Source organism: Amycolatopsis japonica (assembly GCF_000732925.1).
GTDB classification, from domain to species: domain Bacteria; phylum Actinomycetota; class Actinomycetes; order Mycobacteriales; family Pseudonocardiaceae; genus Amycolatopsis; species Amycolatopsis japonica.
Genome location: NZ_CP008953.1, coordinates 6,746,816 through 6,765,040 on the forward strand (window position 1 = coordinate 6,746,816; position 18,225 = coordinate 6,765,040).

Consider the following 18,225-nt stretch of genomic DNA (forward strand, 5'->3'; position numbering starts at 1 on the left):
TGGACGGATGAGCGACGGCAGATGGTTCGACCTGAACCCGCTTCCCGAGCTGTTCGGCCTGGCCGCCGCCGGGCGGGCGCTGTTGCCGAACGTGCCCGTGACCCCGGCCGCGATCCTGAAGACCGTGACCGAGCAGCTGGTCGGGCGCAGGCTGACGGCCAAGGTGGACGGGCACGACGTCGGCCTCACCCTGACCGACCTCGACTACCGGACCGACAGCCTCAGCCTGGCCGCCACCGGCCGGGTCGGCGACGTCCGCATCGTCGTCGAGGACGTCGACTGGCCGGAAACCCCGCTCGAACGCATCACCGTCCTGGCGTCGAACGTGCGCCTTCGCTCACTCCCCTCCCCTGCCGCCATCCCCGAACAGGTGAAGATGGCGATCCGGGTATCGCCGGAAGTCCTCCAGGCGCGCGTGGCCGAGGTCCGGCCGGGCATCATCGTGACCCCCGGCGACGACGGGCATTTCCACATCCGCTGGGAAAAGCGGCCCCGCTGGGGACATCTCGCCTTGGAGTCCACTGTGGAGCACGACGCCGTCGTCCTCCGGCCGATGTCCGTCCACATCGGACGCCGCCGGTTCGGCCCGCCGGCCCGGCTGAAGCCGATCGTGCTGCCGCTGCCCGAACTCCCGCAAGGGATCCGGCTCACCGCGGTCGAGGCGCACGACGGCCACCTGGTCCTGCACGCGCTGGCCGAGGAATGGCCGGAGAAGCTGTCCACCATCCCGCTCGGCGACCTGCTGGGCTGGGTGACGACGGCCGTGACCACGTTGACCCTGCCGAGACTCGGCGGACGGTGACCGGCGATGGCCCTCGCCGCGGTGACGAGGGCCATCATCGGATCAGCTGTGCAACGCGCCCTGCGCGACACGCACCGCGGGCGCGGCGGGCTTCGCGACGGACGCGGCGGCGGTATCCGCCTCCGCGAGGGCGGACGACCGCACGAGACCGGTCTTCGTGCCGCACGCCTTCTTCTTCTCGGCCGACGTCATCTTCTTGCCGACGGTCCTGGTCTGGCCCACGACACCGGGCGCGGGGCCCTCACCGCTGAAGTTCCAGACGTACCACTGGTGGTGACCCCATCGGCGCTTGTCGTACCACATGTCGTACGAGCCGTAGCCCACGCGCATCACCGGAGAGCGGTCCAGACCCGCCCAGTAGCCCGGATTCACCTCGATCCGGGTCTCGACGTTCTCGCTGGTCTCCCAGCCCCACTCCTGGCCCCACGTGCGCTTGTAGGCCACCGTCCACTGGACGAGGAACTCGAAGCCCGCGCTCACGCTGAGCTCGTTCGACACCGTGTTCTTCCCGCTGCGGGTGTCCCGCTTGCCGATCACCTGGGTGATCTTGTTGGCACTGCAGTTGAAGACCGTGTCCACCCGGTTCCACTCGCCGTAGAAGTCCTGGCCACGCTGGTCGACGTGGGCGTTGCAGGTCTTGGTGGCGCGGCCGCAGTCCTTGAGCAGTTCGGCGCGGGACGGCCCGCGCGAGTACACGACGGAGCTGCCGAGGTCGTTCATGTTCGACCCGTAGTTGGCGCTGTCGTTGGCGTACCACTCCTGGGTGGCGCCCTGGTATTCGGCGTGCTCGTACATCGTGATGTAGCAGTTGTAGAAGGTCTTGAACGAGGAGACCTTGTCGTTCATCGAGCCGAGGAAGCCGATGGTCTGGTTCGTCCCCTCGACGCACGGCGATCCGGTGACGGCGACGCTCGCGCCGCCGAAGTTCGCGTGTTCGTAGAGCACGCTGATCACTGTCGCGGACGCGCCGACCTCGCCCGCCGACGCCGCGGCGAGGGACTCGCCCACGCTGTCGAAGCACCGGAAAGCTCCGGTGATCGTGTCGGCGACGCAGTGCTCGTCACGTTCCGCGGCGTTCGCCGGGACGACGCAGGCGAGACACATCGCCACAGCGGCCAGGAAGGCCGCCCCGAGTCTGTACTTGTGCACGTCTGAACTCCCTGGGGAAGACGGAATACCGACCATGATCGGATCGGCGTCACGAGTCCACCACGGGGAAACCGGCTTGCCCATGCAGAACGACCGGCAGACTGTTTTTCGCTTACCACTGAACGGGACCGCTAGGCCGATTCGCCGCGCTCACGCAGATAACGCGTGTGATCGGCCTGCTGATGGACGTCGCCGGCGTAGAAGCGTTCCGCTATCCGGTGCGCTTCGATCTCCAGCAGTTCCAGCTGCGCGAGGAGCTCGTCGGCAGGCCGTTTGGCCGCGAACCACCAGGGCAGATTCAGATACGTCTCCACCGAAAGCGGCAGATCCGTTCGCGCCAACCGGGTGACGGCGTGCTGGACGTCCGGGTTCGCCGACCACCGCTCCGGCCGCGATAGGAGATCTTCGAGCACCTCGGCGATCCGCCGCACACCGTCCACAGAGGACTCGGGCATCCGCTGCGCCCGTTCGGTCACCTTGCCCACCAGCGATTCGAGGTCGGCCCGCAGCTGCCCGGCCTCGGCGACGGCGTCCACCGAGACGAGCCGGACCCTCTCGGGCGGCGCGAGCAGGGCGAACACCGCGTACAGCCCCGCGACGACCAGCGGCCACAACCCGCCGACGACGCCGGTCAGGTACAGGGCCAGCCCGATCAGCCCGCCGACACAACCGGCGAGGTTCTTCGTGGAGCCGAGGTACCCGATCACTGGTACCCGCGGATTTCCTGGAACACCTTGGGCAGCACGTCGCCTCGCGCGTCGAACACGTTGCCACCGGTGCGTTTCGCGACCTCGCCGAGTTCGGCGGAGTCGCCTTCGCCGAAGATCACGGTGAACACCGGGATCTGCCGCATCGCCTCCGGCAACGACGGGAACCTGAGCTGGAAATCCGAGAACTTGGCGCCGTTCGCGTTCTGTCCGTCGGTCATCAGCACGATCGAGTTGAAGCGGTCGGGGTCCCGCGCGACCAAAGGTCCCATGATGTCGTACGCGCGCTGAAGGCTGTCGTAGATCGCCGTGCCACCGTTCGCGTCGAGGCCTTCGGCGAAACGCTTGATCTTGTCCAACGCGGGTTGTGGATCGCCTTCCGGCACCGTGAACGTCTCCGGACTGCCTGGCACGGTGTCGAACGGCAGCATCGTGACCTCCTCACGGCTGCGGAACCGGCGGTACCGCCCGGTCAGGGAACCGTCGGCGCCGGTCAGCCCGATCAGTGCGGCGCGCAGCGACTCGATCCGGTCGCCCGACATGGAACCGGAGGTGTCGAGCACGTACAGCGTCCGCGACGGCCGCCGGATCTTGTCGAAGTAGGCGCCCAGCAACGCGTCGACCGCTTGCTGCGTCGCGGGGAACGGCAGCTCGACGAGATCCTTTCGCGCGAACTGCTGCCCCAGCTGGACTCCCGGCACGACCGGACGACGCTGCGTGGTCTCCATGATCTTGCGCTGGGTGTCCGGCGTCCGCAGCCGTTCGGCGAGCTTGCGGTGCGCGTCCCGCGCGTCGGAATTCGCGCTCTGTAACAAAGTCAGCGGATAGTCCGCGGTCACGACACCGTCGGAGGGATACACCAGCGTCAGCGGTTCGGGGAGTTTCCCGCTCGCGTTCATCGACAACAGGACGGACTCGTAGTTGATCAGGCCGTCGACCTTCTTGCCGGGATCCTGGCCGCTCGCCCGTCGTTGGTAGGCCTCGGAAAGCCAGCCCGACGAGCCCGCGGACATCGCCTGCGCACTGAAGAACTCGGTCAGTTTCGGGGTGACGGAAGCGATCTGCTGAGCGTCGATCGCGTTGCCCGCCCCCGCGAGCGCCGACGCCACCCCGACGAGCGCCGAGAAACCGGAGTTCGACGCGGACGGGTCGGTCATGCCATAGGTGAAGGCCTTCTTCCCGGCCTGCTCGGCGATCTCACCCCAGCCCACCGGCCGTCCGGTCCAGCCGAGCCGTTGCGCCGCCGACGCGGACAGGCCGAGCACCACCGGCGAGCTCATGATCTTCACCTGCTCGCCCAACCGTTCGGCTGCCTCCGGAACCGCCGCCGGATACCGGTTCGACGAGAACCAGACGGCGTCGTACTGACCGTCCACCTTGCCGTTCGCCAACGACTCGGTGCCTTCCAACGTCCCGGTGAACTGGAACTTGACCTTGACGCCGGTCGCCGCCGCCTCCTGTTCCAGCAGCGGCCGCAGATCGGCCAATTCGCTGCCCGCGAGCACCCGCAGGGTGCCTGCCTCGGCCTCTCCCAGCCCCGTCCCGCCTTCGCTCGAATCGCAGGAAACCAGTGACAGCGCGCAGATCGCCGCCACCGTGAGCACAGCCCAGCGTTTCACGATGCCCCCTCGGCCGCCGCCGTCTCGTGTGACCGGCGCAGATGGTCTTCGGCCCGCCGGATCTCCCCGGACAGCGCCTCCACGGTCGCCGCCATCGTCGAGACGGCCCCCGCCTTGAACTCGTCGATCGCGTCGATGCTCCGGTAGATCCGCTCGAACGACTCACGGATCGTCGCCACCGCCACCGCCGGATCGCTGCCCGCACGCTGGATCTCGGCGCTGCGCAGTTCCAGCATTTCGGCGTTGGCCCTGATCAGGCCGTCGGTCGTGGCTTGCACGGCCTGGATCTCGTCGAGGACGTCGCGTTGCCCGGCGAGTGCCCCGCTCACCACCAGCGCGACCCGCAGCGCCGCGACCGTGGTCGACACCGCCCGCTCGATCCCGCGGATCAGCTCGTCGTTGTTGCGCCGCACCAGATCCAGCGCGAGATAGCCCTGCGCGCTGACGGCGAGCTGGGTCAGCAGATCCTGGTGCCGCTGCCGGATCGGATGCACCGCGTCCGCCCGCAAGGCCTTGGCCCGCGCGGGGTCGGTGAAGTCGAAGATCCCGGCTTGACGGTCGACGGCCGTGTCGACGGCTTCGGCGAACGCGGCCGCTTCCGACAGCTTGCCGAGCGTCGCCCACAGACGTTCTCGTTCACCCTTGAGCGCGGCGTTGTCCCGTCGCAGATGGTCTTGTCGCGCCCGCAGGTCCAGCACGAGCGCGTTCACCGGCTCGTTCGCCGCGCGATAGCGGTCCAGAGCCTTCTTCGCGCTGCCCGCGACCGGGATCAGCCCCATCAGCTTGCGGCCGGTGATCGGCAGTTTCGCAGGATCGATCTCCGCCACGGCCCGCCGGAGCCCGGCCAGGCTCACCGTCGCCTGGTGTTGTGGCGACCCGATTTCCGTGAGCGCCCGCGTCGACCGGTCCAGCAGCGCACCGGCGACGGTCGCCGCCGCGCGCATGTCGGACTCGCCGACCGCGAGCAGTTCGTCCAGGACGCGTGTGAAGTCGGGCGACCGGACGTCGAGTGCTTCGAGACGCCGGGCGAACCCCTCCGCGCGCTTCGTGACTTCGGCGTGGACCTCCGGCGCGAGGGTGACCAGGCCGGCCGCCCGCTCGGCCGGGATCGCCTCCACCGGTTCGGGTGGAGTGAGCGTGAAATCGTCCATCAGTACTGCTTCTTCACCGCGTCGAGCAGACGCTCCAGCGTTTCGTACGACGGCGGCTCGACTGCGTCCACCAGGTCCGCGGGCACCGGCGCCTTGGCCGCGGCGACGACGTCGGCGAACAACCGCGGATCCCCGGTACGGAAACCGAACGTCGCGGCGAGTTTCCCCAGCTCCGGGTCGGTCGCGAGCAGCCTGCCGACCTGGTCGCCGTTCGGTTTCAGCGGCACGAGCGTGTGCTTGGAGTACACCGTCGGCGCGGTGTAGAGCAGCCGCATGTCCGGCCGGATCGACCCGTCGGCGCGCACCAGCCGGTCGACGAACTGCGACTCGTAGATCAGCGCCATCGGCGTCTTGCCCATCCCCGCCGCGAGGTAGTCCTCGAACGGGCCTTCGGTGCTGTTCTGCGTGTACCCCTGGTCGATGAACAGCTTCGACACCGCGGGCAGCACCTTCGCCTCGGCTTCCGGCGTGCTGACGACGTTGTTCCCGTTGGCGACGAACGAGACGATCGACAGGTACATCGCCGCCGAGTTCGATTCGCGCGGGTCCGTGGTCGTGACCAGCACGTTCTTGCGCGCGGGGAACGCGGTGTTGCCGGGAAGCTGGTCCCAGCGCGTGCCCTTCTGGGCGGCTTCGAGGTACTTCGCGATGTCGAGCACCTGATACTCGCCGGCGCCCTTGCGCACGATCCCGTTGGCGCTCAGGAGGTTCACGATCGGTTCGAAGGTCGCGACGGCCATCGGCGACTGGAACGGCGTGTGCACGCCGGTCACTTGGTGATCGCGCTGGATCCGCTGCGCGGCGGGCGACGAGGACGGGAACGCGAACTCGTACTTCCCGAGGTCCATGCTCGCGATCTGCCGCGAGCCCGCGGTGTCGACCTCGACCTTCAGCCCGTGCTTCGCGAACGCGTCCGCCACCCGTTTGTCGGAGAAGAAGGCGAGCTTCTCCGAACCGATGACCCCGCGCACCGTGGTCAGATCCGTGCCCTGCGCGGTGTTCTCGTCACCGTCCCGGCCCCAGACGATCACCGCGGCCACGGCCAGCAGCAGCACCACGGCCAGACCGATCGACAGACGGCGTTTCACCGGCCAACCCCCTCGTTCACAGGCTCGATCTTTCAGCCCGTACGACTCTTTTGACGCGCGGGCGAGCCATTTCGAAGTGAACGATCGATGAACGGAAGCCGTCGGTACTTTCTGTCGAAACCTTGGGGGATAAGGAAAATCAGATCACGGACTGCTCCGAGACCGGCAGGCACACGGTGAACCGCGTGTCACCCGGCGCCGAATCGACCCGCAGGTCGCCCTGATGCCGTTCGACGACGATGCGCCAGGAGATGTCCAGGCCGAGGCCGGTCCCCTGCCCCACCGGTTTCGTGGTGAAGAACGGCTCGAAGATCCGCTGCCGCACCTCCGCCGGGATACCGGGTCCGGTGTCGCCGATCTCGACGTGCACGTGATCGTCCACCCTGGACGTCCGCAGGGTCAGCGTGCCCTCGGTTCCCATGGCGCCGAGCGCGTTGTCGATGACGTTCGTCCACACCTGGTTCAGTTCGCCCGCGTACGCCGGGATCCTCGGGATCGTGTGGTCGTACTCCTTCACCACGCGGATCCCCGGCGCGATCTTGCCCGCCAGCATCACGAGGGTCGAGTCGAGGCCTTCGTGGACGTCGATCCACTGGTGCGGGGCGCGGTCCATCTGCGAGTACTGCTTGGCCTTGCCGACCAGCACCGAGATCCGGGTGGTCGAATCCTCGATCTCGCCCATCAGCATCTCGGTCTCGAGCGCGTACGCGAGCCAGCGGACTGCGCCGTCGAGGAAGGTCTCGCCGACCGCGTCGAGCAGCCGGTCGAGATCCGGCACCGTCAGCCCGGCGCGGACGTAGATGTCGGCGAGGTCCCAGCCCTGGTCGATACCGTGGTCGTCGAACCAGTCACCGATCTCGTCCTCGCGGTCGGCCTGCTGCATGGCGGTCAGCTTCGGCGCCGACGCGACCTGTTTGACCAGCTGTTCTTGGATGTCGAGCAGCTGCTCCAGCAGCGTCGGGTCGACGTTCTTCTTCGCCAGCATCGCGAGCTTGTGCCGCATCCCGGCGACCCGCTCCCGCAGCGACGCCGTCGCGCGGACGGCGGCGGCCGCCGGATTGTTGAGCTCGTGGGTCAGCCCGGCGGACAGTTCGCCGAGCGCCAGCAGCCGCCGTCGCGAACCGATGACGGTGTCGCTGTTGCGCCAGCCGAGGTACATACCCTCCAGCAGATGCGTCGCCATCGGGAACCAGCGGCGGAACTCGGTGGCGAACTCGGCCGCGGGCAGGGTCAGGAAGGTGAGGTCGCTGACCGCGTGTACGGAAGCGCCGTAGGTGTGCTCGGTCTCCTGGTGCACGAAGAACTGCGTCGCGCCGCAGTACGCGCCGCGCTGGTCGGACCGGATCGTCTCGACCTCGGTGCCGCCGACGAGCCGTGTCATCCGCAGCGCGCCCGACAGCAGGAGATAGAAGCAGGTGGCCGGTTCACCCTCGCGCATGACCGTGGTGCCGCCGGTGTACTGCTCCAGCACGGCGTGCTCGTCGATCCAGTCGAGCTGCTCCTCGCTGAGGTGCTCGAAGAGGAAGAGCCCGCGCAGTTCTTCCCTGGGCAGAACGCTCATTGCTCCTCCAGATAACGGTGGACCAGGGTGACCGCCATGGCGCCTTCGCCGACGGCCGACGCGACACGCTTCACCGACGCCGCCCGGACGTCACCCGCCACGAAGACGCCCGGAATGGACGACTCCAGGTAGTGCGGGTCGCGGTCCAGCGGCCAGCCCGGCGGCGGGCCGCCGTCGGTGAGCAGATCGGGCCCGGTGCGGACGAAACCGTGGTCGTCCCGCTGGATCTCGGTGCCGAGCCAGTCGGTGCGCGGGGCGGCGCCGATGAAGATGAACAGGTGTCCGGTGGGCACCGTCTCGGTCGCGCCGCCGTTCTCGCACAGGGTCAGCCGTTCGAGGTGATCGTCGCCGTGCGCCTCGACCACGGTGGTCCGGGTGCGGACGTGGATGTTCCCGATCCCGGCGATCTGCTCGATCAGGTAGTGCGACATCGACGCTTCGAGCGACTGGCCGCGGACGAGGATGGTGACGTCGGCGGCGTGTTTGGAGAAGAACACGGCCGCCTGCCCCGCCGAGTTCGCGCCGCCGACGATGTAGACGTGCTCGCCCTTGCACTCGGGCGCCTCGGTCGCGGCCGAGCCGTAGTACACGCCGCGGCCGGCGAGCTCGGCGACGCCGGGGGCCTCCAGCGCCCGGTAGGTGACGCCGCTGGCCAGCACCACGGAATGCGCGGAGATCTCGGTCCCGTCGCCGAACATGACCACGCGCGCGGAACCGCGTGCCTCCAGGCCCACGACGTCGCGGGCGGTGAGCACTTCGGCGCCGAACTTGAGCGCCTGCCGCCGTGCGCGGTCTGTGAGCTGTGCGCCGGAAACGCCGTCCGGGAAACCGAGGTAGTTCTCGATGCGGGAGCTGGTGCCCGCCTGCCCGCCGGTCGCCTTGCGCTCGACGATGACGGTGCGCAGGCCCTCCGACGCGCCGTACACGGCCGCCCCGAGCCCGGCGGGTCCGCCGCCGATCACGATCAGGTCGTAGAACTCCTGGGTGGGCCGGGTGGAGAGGCCGACGGCGTCGGCGAGTTCCGGACCGGACGGCTGGCGCAGCACCGTGCCACCCGGGGTGACCAGCACCGGGATGTCGTGCGGCGCCGCGTCCGCCGCCTCGAGGATCCGGCGGCCCTCGTCGTCGTCGACGGAGTACCAGCGGTACGGCACGGCGTTGCGCGCCAGGAAGTCGCGCAGGTGGAACGACGGCGAGGAGTACCGGTGGCCGATGAGCTTGATCTCGTCGACCGGCCGCTCCCCCACCGCGCGCCACGTCTCCACCAGCGCGTCGACGACCGGATAGAGCTTCTCCTCCGGCGGGTCCCACGGCTTGAGCAGGTAATGGTCGACGTCGACGACGTTGATCGCCTGGATCGCCGCGTCGGTGTCGGCGTACGCGGTCAGCAGCGCGCGGCGCGCGTTCGGGAACAGGTCCATCGCCTTCTCGAGGAAGACGATGCCGTCCATCTGCGGCATCCGGTAGTCGGCGAGGATCGCGGCCACGGCGTCGCCGCGCAGCTTGATCTCGCGCAGCGCGTCGAGGGCGTCGGCGCCGGAATCGGCCCGGATGATCCGGTAGTCCTTTCCGTACCTTCGGCGCAGGTCACGGGCGACCGAGCGGGATACGGCGGGATCGTCGTCGACGGTCAACAGGATCGGCTGGCTCACCGGATCAGCCTATTACGTTCGGTCCATGCAGACCGAAGCCGAAAAAGTGATTCACGCCCGTGCCGCCGTCGCGTGCGAGGCGGCCACCGCCGCAGGGCTTCCCGGCCGTTTCGAGGCTTGGGGTGAAGACGGCCTGCTGGTGGTCCTGGCCACGGCGCCGGACCTGCGGTTCCTGCGCACGATCTCCGGGGTCACCGAGGAGAACCTGCCGCGGGCCGTCCGGCTGGCCAGGGCGTCGTGCTGGGACGGCGACCCGCCGACGCTCGTGCTCCCGGAGGGCTTGGTCCCCCACGGCACCGGTCTCGTGCCCGCCGGTGTCCGTCCGATCGCGACACTCCCGCTCACCTTGGCGGAGCCGGAATCGGACGTCGACGACTCTCCCGACCTCGAGGTCTTCCTCCGCGTCCTGCTCGACGGATACGAAAGCGGAGACACGGTGACGGCGTTCATGCCCACCGCGGCAAGGGCGCGCAGGCTCGGCTGCTACTCCACGGCCTGGCGACGGCCGCTCGCGAGGGTCACCGGTTCGCCGTCGCGACCGCGGTGGAAGGTTCGCCGAGCCTGTCGAATCTGCGCCGCGCCGGAGCCCGGGTCCACTCGCGGCGGGCCTTCAGGCTTGGGTGAGTTTCCGCAGCCGGAAGGCCAGGACGAGCAGCATCACGCCGTACAGCAGGGCGTAGATCCCGACCAGGAGGGCGATCCCGTACGCGCCGGCGATCGGGTTGAACACGATCACGATGCCCGCGATCAGGGACAGCGCGCCCGCCGCGATGAGGAACGCCTCGCCCTCGATCTGCTTGCGCAGCCGGATCGCCGCGACGATCTCGACGATGCCGGTGAAGATCGCCCAGAAGCCGACCAGAAGGGCCAGCACCAGCACCGTGATCCCCGGCCAGATCAGGACGAGGACACCGGCGATGATCCCGAACGCGCCGAGGACACCGTAGGCGGCGCGATGAGCGGCGTCGCCCGGCCGGAAGGCCTGCATGATGCCGCCGATGCCGTCGAAGATGGCGTAAATGCCGTAGAGGATCGCGAGGGCCAGCACGGTCGTTCCCGGCCAGATCAACGCGAGAATGCCGAACAGGATGGCGAAAACCCCGCGCACGGCGGCGAGCGGCCAGGCCAGGCGGGGTTCGACGACGGTGAGACCGACGAGAGGCATGTGCCGAGTATCGGAGCGCCCGCGCGGGAGCGCGCGGCACGCCACCCGTTGGGGTGAGGCCGGTGCGCGCCGCGACCGCCATCACGGCGCGCACCGGGCCATCAGGGATAAGCGACCAGATTGGCCACGTTCGATCCCGAATTGGCCGGTCCACCGCGGTCGTTGATCACCCGGGCGATGGTCCCGTTCCCGCCGAGGGAGACGGCGACCATGCTGCGGAACCGGACGTTCGCGTTGTTCGGCACCTCGATCGCACGATCCGCCACCACACTCGGATTCACGTTGAAGAAGCAGTAGCTGCCGAGCCCGTAGGCCTCGTGGTTCGTCACCGAATCCGTCACCTTGTAGGCCGCGTAACCCCGCGTCGAGCCGTTCATCCAGGCGGCCTGATTCGGTGGGTCGTAAGGCATTTCGTTCTGGTAGAAGTACGTCCGGCCGCGTTCGCCGGTCCAGATCGTCTGGTACCTCTGGTAATGCTCGACGAACAGGCCGTACATCGTGACGTCGTCGCCGTTGACGATCAGGCCCGTGTCGGCGGTGTTGGTGTTCCACCCGACCCCGCTGCCGTGGTCGGCGCGCCAGATCCAGAGGTGGTCGCCGATGACGTCGTCGCTGTTGACCACCAGGCTGTTCGTGGCCTTGCCGACGCCCGCCCCGCCGATGCGGAAGAACACGTCGTGCAGCGAAGTCGGGTTGGCCGCGTGGTCCTGCGCGGAGTTCGCCGGGCCGACCTCCATCAGCGTGGTCGAGTTCGTGGTGCCCGCGTCGATCAGCACCCCGGCGATCTTGACGCCGTCGACGTCGGCCACCGTCATCGCCGTGATTCCGTTGTCCGGGATCAACGTCGCCAGGCCGAGGCCCAGCACGACGGTGTCCGGCCGGGTGACTCGCAGCGTCTCGTTGAGGTGGTAGACGCCCGGTGTGATCAGGAGGTCCTTGCCTTCGGCGAGGGCCGCGTTGATCTGCGACGCCGTCGTGCCGGGCTTCGCGATGAAGAACCGGCTGATCGGCAGCGAGGATCCCGGCTGGCCGGCGCCCCACGTGATGCCGGAGGCGTTGGTGCGCTTGGAAGGCGCGAAGACCTGGTACGCACCCGCGGCGTCGACGTAGAGGAACGGCTTCTCCCGCACGACCGGTGTCGTGTTCACCGTGGTGTACGGCGGAGTGGGGAAACTGGTCGACGGCGCGCCGCCGACCCCGGCGAACACCATGTTCCAGTTGGAGCCGCTCCAGCTCCCGAACTGCGAGTTGCGCGAGATCCACTGCTGCTGCGAGCCGGACCGCACCTGACCGTCGACCTTCACGTCGGACATCCACCCACCGCTGGACCAGCCGCCGTCGTCGAGCTGCAGGTTGCCGCGGACATGCATGCGGCGGTACGGCGCAGCCTGCGAAACGGCCCACCGATCGGTGCCGCCGTTGGGGTTGACGGACAGGTTTTCCGCGCCACGCCAGAAGTTCTGCGTCGCGTTGCCCTGGAACCAGTCGGCCTCCGCGTGCACCGCGCCGTTGATCGTCACGTTGTCGGGAGACAAGCCGAGCCCCAGCACCTGCGTGTAGAACCCGACGTTCACATCGACGTTGTACGAGCCCGGCTTGAACAGCAGCGCCTTCCGGTTCGAGCCGAACTGACTGGTCTCCTGCTGCGAGAACACGCTGTTCACTTGCGACTGGATCGCCGACTGCGACATCCCCGGATCGAAGACGAGCACGTTCGGCCCGAGGTCGGGATTCGCGGTACCGGTGACAGGGGTGAGCCGGAAGGACTGGGCGCCGGTGCCGTTGCAGGCGTACTGCTGGAGCTGGGTGCTGTCCTGGGTCGAGAGGCCCGGGATGTCCAAGCACTTGCCGCTGTTGCGGCTCACGAAGTGATACGTCCCGCCCGATTCCTCGACCGGCTGCCACTGCTGGTTGTTCCCGCCGCCGTAGGCCCACAGGTGGATCAGCCCACCGTCGGCCGTCGACACCTCGGCGACGTCCCACACCTGCGCCGGGGCATTACGGGTGTTGACCCGGTAGTAGCCGCCCGAGGTCGGCTGGAACTGCCACTGCTGGGAAAAGGTCTGGTTGCAGGCGTACTGCTGGACGACCGTCCCGTTCGCCGTCCCGGCGGCGCGCGCGTCCACGCATTTCCCGCCGGTGGTCGACACGGTGTACCAGGTGTCGGGAACGATGGCCGCCTGCGCTGCCGGAGCCACCACCAACAGTGCTCCGACCAGGGAAAACAGGGCTATCAGGGCTGCTCTGGCCCTCATCAGGATCTCCTCCGCGTCATTCGGGCAGGGCGAGCTGAGGCGGAGCCCAGTGGAGACGCGGCGTAGCGGGCGGGGACCTCGGCGTCACGATGCCCGAAAACGTAACGGCGGTCACACGCGGAGTCAATACACGGCTAAAAATAAGTCGCAAAGATGCAGGTCAACGACGTTTGCCTGACCCATGGACGCATAGAGTGACCCCCGCGTGAACGGCCTCCGCGGGCGGTGTAATGTATGGACACACGAGATGCGGAGTGCAAATCCGCTCCGGGGCTATGGCGCAGCTGGTAGCGCACCTCACTGGCAGTGAGGGGGTCAGGGGTTCGAGTCCCCTTAGCTCCACAGTACGGAAACCCTCCCTGATCTGCGGAAACTTCCGCAGATCAGGGAGGGTTTTCTCGTTTGATCGATGATCTTCGGTGATCACCTGAAGATCCACTACGGATCGATTCAGGAACCTTTGCTGGAGGATCGATCTTGCTGCTCTGCCTGCTCGATGACCAGCAGCAGGCGCCAGGCCGAGGGCGCGCGGGGCTCGCGGTGAAGCGAGGCAGGGGAACGTCTCAGCTACTCGATGTCGGGATCGTCGCCCTCGTGGTTGGGGTTGGCGTGGTGGCGGGTGTGCTTGCCCATCCACCAGCCATAGCTCATGCCGACGATCCCACCGAACGCGTAACCGGCGCGGTCGTTGGCCCGCCCGGTGCGGAAGACCTGGTTGTGCCCGGCGTCGTGACCGAGGAACGCGATCTGCGCGAACATCACGCGAAGAACACCGCCGTGACCAGCTGCCACCAAGAATCGCCCAGCAGCACGAACGCCGCACAGCCGCCGGCGAACGCCAGCAAGGTCAGGCTGATCTCCGCCGCGTAGTAGCCGTAGCGCCGGTCAAGCAGGCCTTCACGCCGCACAAGGCGGCTGAGAGCACCGAAGATACGTCCATGGGGGTCCTTCCCGAGTCCTGCGGCGCCGGGGACTGGGGCGGCCCCTCAATACCGGATCCGGATTCCCGGCCGCGCCGCCGACCAAACCGGACCGGCGTCTCAAGCGAACGGGATGGACTTCCGGCTCCACTTGGTCATGGTGGCCAGCCCGGAGTTGAGCAGGCGCACGACCTGGGCCCGGGACCAGCCCGTCTCCGCGGCGACCTCGGCGATCGGCCGGTGCCGGACCGCCACCGACCAGACGGTGAAGCGCTGGCGGGGCGGCAGGAGCTCCAGTTCGTCCCGCACCACGGCGTCGGCCAGGGCGTCGTCGAACACCGCCGGGTCACACCGACGGCTGCGGGCCCGCAGGGCGGTCGCCACGGCGACCCGGCCATGCCGCGCCGTGGCCAGGCGGTGACCGTGGGAATCCGGAGCGCCGGCGGACGAGACCACAAGTTCGGGGACCAGGCGGGTGCACAGCCGAGCGGCGGCACCTGGCGACCGGCCGGTGCGGCGCGCGAGGACGTACACCATGTCGAGGATGCGATCCACGTCGCTGGCCTCGGCGCTGCGGACCCGCGGAGGTTCGACGGGGCGGTGGTCCCCCGCCCCGGTCACCGGCCCGTCCCGGCTGGGACGCAGCAGGCGATACCCGCGGCTTCCAGCGCCTTCCTCAGGTCCTCGTCGGCGGTCAGGACCCGGATGCCACGCCGGTCCCGGGTGAAGGCGGCCCGCACGCTGCCGACGACATCCGCGGCCGTGAGCGTGCAGGCCGACACGTCGACCAGGACGGCGCCGGGGCAGAGTTCGGACGCCCGCCGCAGTTCTTCCGTAAGCGACTCAGCCGCACCGGCCCGCGCTCCGCCGGTGGCGGTGACCAGGATCGTCGCATCCGCGACGACCGTCCGCACGACCATCGGGATGGCGTCGGCCACCGCGTCGGCCAGGTGGCGGTGCACGGTCAGGAACCGGTCCACCCCGGTGAGGTGGATCGGCCGCCAAGAGGCCCGTGAGCCGGCGACCACGGCGAAACGGGTCCGATCACCCGTCAGCTGATGCGCCGTGAGGAGGACCGACAGGCCGGCGCAGGCGAGGAACGTGGTCGGAGCGAGGTCCACGACGAGCGCCACTGGCCGCTGAGCGATGGCGTCGGCCAGCGATTCACTCAGGGCGGGGGTGGTGGACAGGTCGATTGCGCCGGCCGCGGTGAGCACGAGGACGTCTCCGTGGCGCATCGACGTGAGCCGCAGCAGCGGCCGGGAAACAGAGGTGCCCAGGCGTGGTCTGAGGCCATAGCCAAGTTCGGACTGGTTCACGATCAGCTCCTACGCTGACCTCCGCGGCGCGGAAGACGGCCAGCTGTCGATCGGTGATCGTCGCGAGCGCGTGGTCTCGGCCCTCCCGGCGCGGTACCCACAGCTTAAGCCCTCACCGGCGTCTCGGCACGCGGGCCGGCGGGATGCTGCCACTTGCTGTAGGTACCGAAGGTGCGGACGGCGAAGTCCGTCAGCTCCACCGGGGTCAGGTCGATGGCACCGCTGCCCACCGCTTCGTCATGGCCATGGCGTTTCGCGCCTCCGGCGGAGCCGGACCGGCGTGAGGATTGGCAGTCCGGCCGAGGGACGGAGCCGGGCCGTGGACGCGCGACTCTTGCGGCTGGAGGGTGACGCACTCACCTTTGGTGTGGAGGAGGAATTCGTCCTCGCCGACCCCGTGACCGGCGCGGTGGCGCTCGCGGCGTCCCGCGTCCTGGAACTGCTCGACGGTGAATCCGCGGTGATGGCGGAGTTCCTGCGCTTCCGGATCGAAACCGCCACCGTCGTCCACACCGGCCTCGACGAGCTCCGGACAGAGCTGCCGGGTTGCGCGGCCTGGCGGCCGGCGCGGCCGCCGACGCTATTCAGCTGGCGTTCGTCTCGGCCCCGGTCGCGGTGTCCAGAGCGGACCGGACGACGGCGAAGTCGAGGAGACCTTGCCGGATTTCGACCGGGCGGACGGCTCTTTCCGCTGCGTTGGTTGGTGAACGACACCGGGCGTGGCGAGCACTGCTGCTGATGGGCCACCACCTCATCGCCCGGTGCCCGAAGGGAGGCTCGGCGGACGGGCATCGCCCCGGCTGCGCAAGGGCGGGGACTCCGTCCGGCACCAGGCCGAGCCGCCGGCTCCTGACTGTCCTCACCAGACCACCACAGGCCCGGCGGCGTGCACGTCATCGGTCGCCGGGGTCCGGGGCGCGGTCTTCCGGCTCGGCAGGAGGAGCGGCTCCCGCAGGCGAGCGGTTCTCCGGCCGGGTGGTCAGGCTGCGCACACCCGAGTTGAAGACGGCGAGCAGGGGCACGGCGAGCAACGCGCCGACGATCCCGGCGGTGACGAGCCCGATGGCGAGGGCGAGGACGACGGCCAGGGGGTGCAGCCGGACGGCCCGGCCGAGCAGCAGTGGTTGCAGGACATGGCTTTCCACCTGCATGACGCCGACGACGACGGCGAGCACGATGACGGCCGTCCAGACGCCGTTGGCCACCAGGGCCACGAGGACGGCGATCCCGCCGGCGATCACCGAGCCGATGACGGGGACGAACGCGCCGAGGAAGACCAGCGTGCTCAGCGGAGCCGCCAAGGGGACCCCGAGGATCACCAGGCCGAGGCCGATGCCGGCGGCGTCGGCGAACGCGACGGCGGCGGTACCGCGGATGTAGTGCGCCAGCGTGGTGAACCCGCTGCGCCCGGCGGCGTCGACGCGCTCCCGCAGGCGGGCGGGCACACCCCGGATGAGGAACGCCCAGATCGTGTTTCCCTGGGCGAGGAAGAAGATCAGGCAGAACACCGTGAGCAGGGCCTCGGCGAGCAGTTCCCCGACGGTGACCGCGGTCGTGAGGGCGCCCGAGGCGATCACGGACTTGTTCCGGCCGAGCATGGCGGTCAAGTTGCCGAGCAGCTGGTCGAGCTGGCCCTGGCTCAGGTGCGGCGGGCCGGTCCGCAGCCAGGTGTGCAGGTCGGTCAGGCTCACGGTGATCTGGTCGATCAGCGCGGGCATGCCCACGGTGACGGTGATGACGACGAACGTCACGACCCCGCCGGCCAGCGCGATGCCCACGATCAGCACGATCGCGGTGGCCAGTGCGCGCGGGACCTTCCTGGCCGCGAGCCAGGTGACAGCGGGCGAGAACAGCCCGGCGAGCAGCAGTGCCACCGCGACCGGGACGACCACCGAGGCCAGCCGGGTGGCCACGAAGCCGAGGACGGTCAGGGCCACCGCCACGACCAGCAGGCGCCACGAGACCGCGGCGGCGACGCGGAGCCCGTACGGCACCGGAGAAGACCCGGGGCCGTCCGGCGGATCAGCGCGCTGTGGTGAGGGGGAATTCATGAAGATCCTGCTCCTGGCGGTGGCCGGGCACGAGGCCGGCCGGGTGAGAGCGGGGTCCGGGCGCGCTGTTCCCCGAGCATACCGCCGGGCGGGTGCCCCCGCGGGCCGGTGGAGCACCCGGGAGCCGGGCCGCGGCAGCCGTCCGGGGTGTCGCCGAGGTAGGGCCGCAGCCGCTCGGCCAGCACCCGGCGGGGCACCGCGGCGGGCGGTTCGGCAGGCGCATGGCCGGGGGGACGCCCGACGGCGGTGTCGGCGACGAACCGCGCCACCGCGTCCGGGGCGGGTACGACGTCGTCGCCGTGGTGCGCGAGGACGATCGGGGCCGCGCCGGGGTCGGTTTCCACCGCGAGGGACCACCCCCGGCGTTCGTTCCAGACCAGCATGACGTCGTGACCGGGCCGGCCGGGCCATCGCCGCGGCAGCCCGAGGTAGGCGGTGGCGGTGTCGCTGATCTCCACCGTGGTGCTTTCGTCCGGGACACCGACCGCGGCCGCCACCGCCCGCACATACGCGCCGAGGGCGCGCTCGAGCGTTCGGGCGTCGGGTTCGGGGTGTTCCATGACCGCCACGCTAGAGGGCCTCCGACCGGCGTGCCGGATGGGCCCGGGGCCCATCCGCCTTCGAAGAGGAACCATTCCGGAGGCCCGTTCGTTAGGGGAATTGGTTGCTCTCGCACATGCAGCGAGCTCTCAGCGTGAGAACGTTCCGGCAACCTCCACCATCTCCCGGTTTAGACCGCCGTCAGCGGGCTACCCGGAATTTGATCGCCCCGGACCCTGGCGGCCA

Annotated in this window: 19 protein-coding genes and 1 tRNA gene; 3 read left to right on the forward strand and 17 right to left on the reverse strand. The window is 69.3% G+C overall.

The features are described from left to right. Positions 1-7 precede the first annotated feature (7 nt). Positions 8-802: an LmeA family phospholipid-binding protein gene (locus tag AJAP_RS31165; RefSeq protein WP_038518057.1), complete on the forward strand. Its 795-nt coding sequence runs from the start codon at positions 8-10 to the stop codon at positions 800-802. A gap of 42 nt (positions 803-844) precedes the next feature. Here AJAP_RS31165 and AJAP_RS31170 read toward each other — a convergent pair whose 3' ends face one another. The 10 genes from AJAP_RS31170 to AJAP_RS31210 all read right to left on the reverse strand — a co-directional run bounded on the left by AJAP_RS31170 (position 845) and on the right by AJAP_RS31210 (position 13,149). After that, positions 845-1,951: a peptidase inhibitor family I36 protein gene (locus AJAP_RS31170; RefSeq protein WP_038518059.1), complete on the reverse strand. Its 1,107-nt coding sequence runs from the start codon at positions 1,949-1,951 to the stop codon at positions 845-847. 131 nt (positions 1,952-2,082) lie between these two features. Further along, on the reverse strand, positions 2,083-2,658 hold the full coding sequence (locus AJAP_RS31175) for a hypothetical protein (RefSeq protein ID WP_038518061.1): 576 nt from the start codon (positions 2,656-2,658) through the stop codon (positions 2,083-2,085). Next, positions 2,655-4,277, reverse strand: a complete 1,623-nt coding sequence (locus tag AJAP_RS31180; protein ID WP_038518064.1) for a VWA domain-containing protein — start codon at positions 4,275-4,277, stop codon at positions 2,655-2,657. Before AJAP_RS31180 ends, AJAP_RS31175 begins: the two co-directional genes overlap by 4 nt. Continuing rightward, a complete protein-coding gene (locus AJAP_RS31185) occupies positions 4,274-5,428 on the reverse strand; it encodes a toxic anion resistance protein (protein WP_038518067.1) in 1,155 nt (384 codons plus the stop codon). Before AJAP_RS31185 ends, AJAP_RS31180 begins: the two co-directional genes overlap by 4 nt. Then, positions 5,428-6,516, reverse strand: a complete 1,089-nt coding sequence (locus AJAP_RS31190) for a hypothetical protein (protein ID WP_037346518.1) — start codon at positions 6,514-6,516, stop codon at positions 5,428-5,430. Before AJAP_RS31190 ends, AJAP_RS31185 begins: the two co-directional genes overlap by 1 nt. Before the next feature lie 139 nt (positions 6,517-6,655). Further along, positions 6,656-8,077: an ATP-binding protein gene (locus AJAP_RS31195; protein ID WP_038518070.1), complete on the reverse strand. Its 1,422-nt coding sequence runs from the start codon at positions 8,075-8,077 to the stop codon at positions 6,656-6,658. Continuing rightward, positions 8,074-9,729 (reverse strand): FAD-dependent oxidoreductase, encoded by a 1,656-nt coding sequence (locus tag AJAP_RS31200; protein WP_038518073.1) that lies wholly within the window; start codon positions 9,727-9,729, stop codon positions 8,074-8,076. Before AJAP_RS31200 ends, AJAP_RS31195 begins: the two co-directional genes overlap by 4 nt. A gap of 51 nt (positions 9,730-9,780) precedes the next feature. Beyond that, positions 9,781-10,074 carry a hypothetical protein gene (locus tag AJAP_RS44165; RefSeq protein WP_158509810.1) on the reverse strand — a complete coding sequence of 98 codons (294 nt, stop codon included), beginning with the start codon at positions 10,072-10,074 and terminating at the stop codon, positions 9,781-9,783. 265 nt (positions 10,075-10,339) lie between these two features. Then, positions 10,340-10,894: an HdeD family acid-resistance protein gene (locus tag AJAP_RS31205; protein WP_038518076.1), complete on the reverse strand. Its 555-nt coding sequence runs from the start codon at positions 10,892-10,894 to the stop codon at positions 10,340-10,342. Positions 10,895-10,995: 101 nt separating this feature from the next. Continuing rightward, positions 10,996-13,149: an RICIN domain-containing protein gene (locus AJAP_RS31210; RefSeq protein ID WP_038518079.1), complete on the reverse strand. Its 2,154-nt coding sequence runs from the start codon at positions 13,147-13,149 to the stop codon at positions 10,996-10,998. Positions 13,150-13,418: 269 nt separating this feature from the next. On the opposite strand from AJAP_RS31210, the gene AJAP_RS31215 reads away from it, so the two are divergent. Beyond that, positions 13,419-13,491: transfer RNA gene (locus AJAP_RS31215), tRNA-Ala, on the forward strand. A gap of 225 nt (positions 13,492-13,716) precedes the next feature. Here the strand turns inward: AJAP_RS31215 and AJAP_RS45385 are convergent. From AJAP_RS45385 to AJAP_RS45135, 5 genes are all read right to left on the reverse strand, one after another. Continuing rightward, complete coding sequence (locus tag AJAP_RS45385; protein ID WP_051972653.1) at positions 13,717-13,908, reverse strand: fatty acid desaturase; 192 nt, start codon at positions 13,906-13,908, stop codon at positions 13,717-13,719. Further along, positions 13,908-14,057: a hypothetical protein gene (locus tag AJAP_RS45390; protein WP_407639385.1), complete on the reverse strand. Its 150-nt coding sequence runs from the start codon at positions 14,055-14,057 to the stop codon at positions 13,908-13,910. Before AJAP_RS45390 ends, AJAP_RS45385 begins: the two co-directional genes overlap by 1 nt. A 132-nt stretch (positions 14,058-14,189) precedes the next feature. Further along, positions 14,190-14,690 carry a hypothetical protein gene (locus AJAP_RS31225; RefSeq protein WP_038518082.1) on the reverse strand — a complete coding sequence of 167 codons (501 nt, stop codon included), beginning with the start codon at positions 14,688-14,690 and terminating at the stop codon, positions 14,190-14,192. Next, positions 14,687-15,388 (reverse strand): STAS domain-containing protein, encoded by a 702-nt coding sequence (locus tag AJAP_RS42615; RefSeq protein WP_051972654.1) that lies wholly within the window; start codon positions 15,386-15,388, stop codon positions 14,687-14,689. The genes AJAP_RS31225 and AJAP_RS42615 overlap by 4 nt, the downstream gene beginning before the upstream one ends. Before the next feature lie 104 nt (positions 15,389-15,492). Next, complete coding sequence (locus AJAP_RS45135; RefSeq protein ID WP_267284103.1) at positions 15,493-15,618, reverse strand: hypothetical protein; 126 nt, start codon at positions 15,616-15,618, stop codon at positions 15,493-15,495. An 89-nt stretch (positions 15,619-15,707) separates the two neighbouring features. On the opposite strand from AJAP_RS45135, the gene AJAP_RS44910 reads away from it, so the two are divergent. Continuing rightward, positions 15,708-16,127: a hypothetical protein gene (locus tag AJAP_RS44910; protein WP_038518085.1), complete on the forward strand. Its 420-nt coding sequence runs from the start codon at positions 15,708-15,710 to the stop codon at positions 16,125-16,127. 154 nt (positions 16,128-16,281) lie between these two features. Here the strand turns inward: AJAP_RS44910 and AJAP_RS31240 are convergent, their stop codons facing one another. After that, complete coding sequence (locus AJAP_RS31240) at positions 16,282-17,439, reverse strand: AI-2E family transporter (protein WP_051972655.1); 1,158 nt, start codon at positions 17,437-17,439, stop codon at positions 16,282-16,284. Then, complete coding sequence (locus AJAP_RS44915; RefSeq protein WP_228694648.1) at positions 17,436-17,999, reverse strand: DUF6292 family protein; 564 nt, start codon at positions 17,997-17,999, stop codon at positions 17,436-17,438. The genes AJAP_RS31240 and AJAP_RS44915 overlap by 4 nt, the downstream gene beginning before the upstream one ends. Between the last annotated feature and the right edge of the window lie 226 nt (positions 18,000-18,225).

Coding starts and splice junctions, on each gene's coding strand:
- AJAP_RS31165 (WP_038518057.1), top strand. CDS start 8: ATGAGCGACGGCAGATGGTTCGACCTGAACCCGCTTCCCGAGCTGTTC.
- AJAP_RS31185 (WP_038518067.1), bottom strand. CDS start 5,428: ATGGACGATTTCACGCTCACTCCACCCGAACCGGTGGAGGCGATCCCG.
- AJAP_RS31195 (WP_038518070.1), bottom strand. CDS start 8,077: ATGAGCGTTCTGCCCAGGGAAGAACTGCGCGGGCTCTTCCTCTTCGAG.
- AJAP_RS31205 (WP_038518076.1), bottom strand. CDS start 10,894: ATGCCTCTCGTCGGTCTCACCGTCGTCGAACCCCGCCTGGCCTGGCCG.
- AJAP_RS31210 (WP_038518079.1), bottom strand. CDS start 13,149: ATGAGGGCCAGAGCAGCCCTGATAGCCCTGTTTTCCCTGGTCGGAGCA.
- AJAP_RS45385 (WP_051972653.1), bottom strand. CDS start 13,908: ATGTTCGCGCAGATCGCGTTCCTCGGTCACGACGCCGGGCACAACCAG.
- AJAP_RS31240 (WP_051972655.1), bottom strand. CDS start 17,439: ATGAATTCCCCCTCACCACAGCGCGCTGATCCGCCGGACGGCCCCGGG.
- AJAP_RS44915 (WP_228694648.1), bottom strand. CDS start 17,999: ATGGAACACCCCGAACCCGACGCCCGAACGCTCGAGCGCGCCCTCGGC.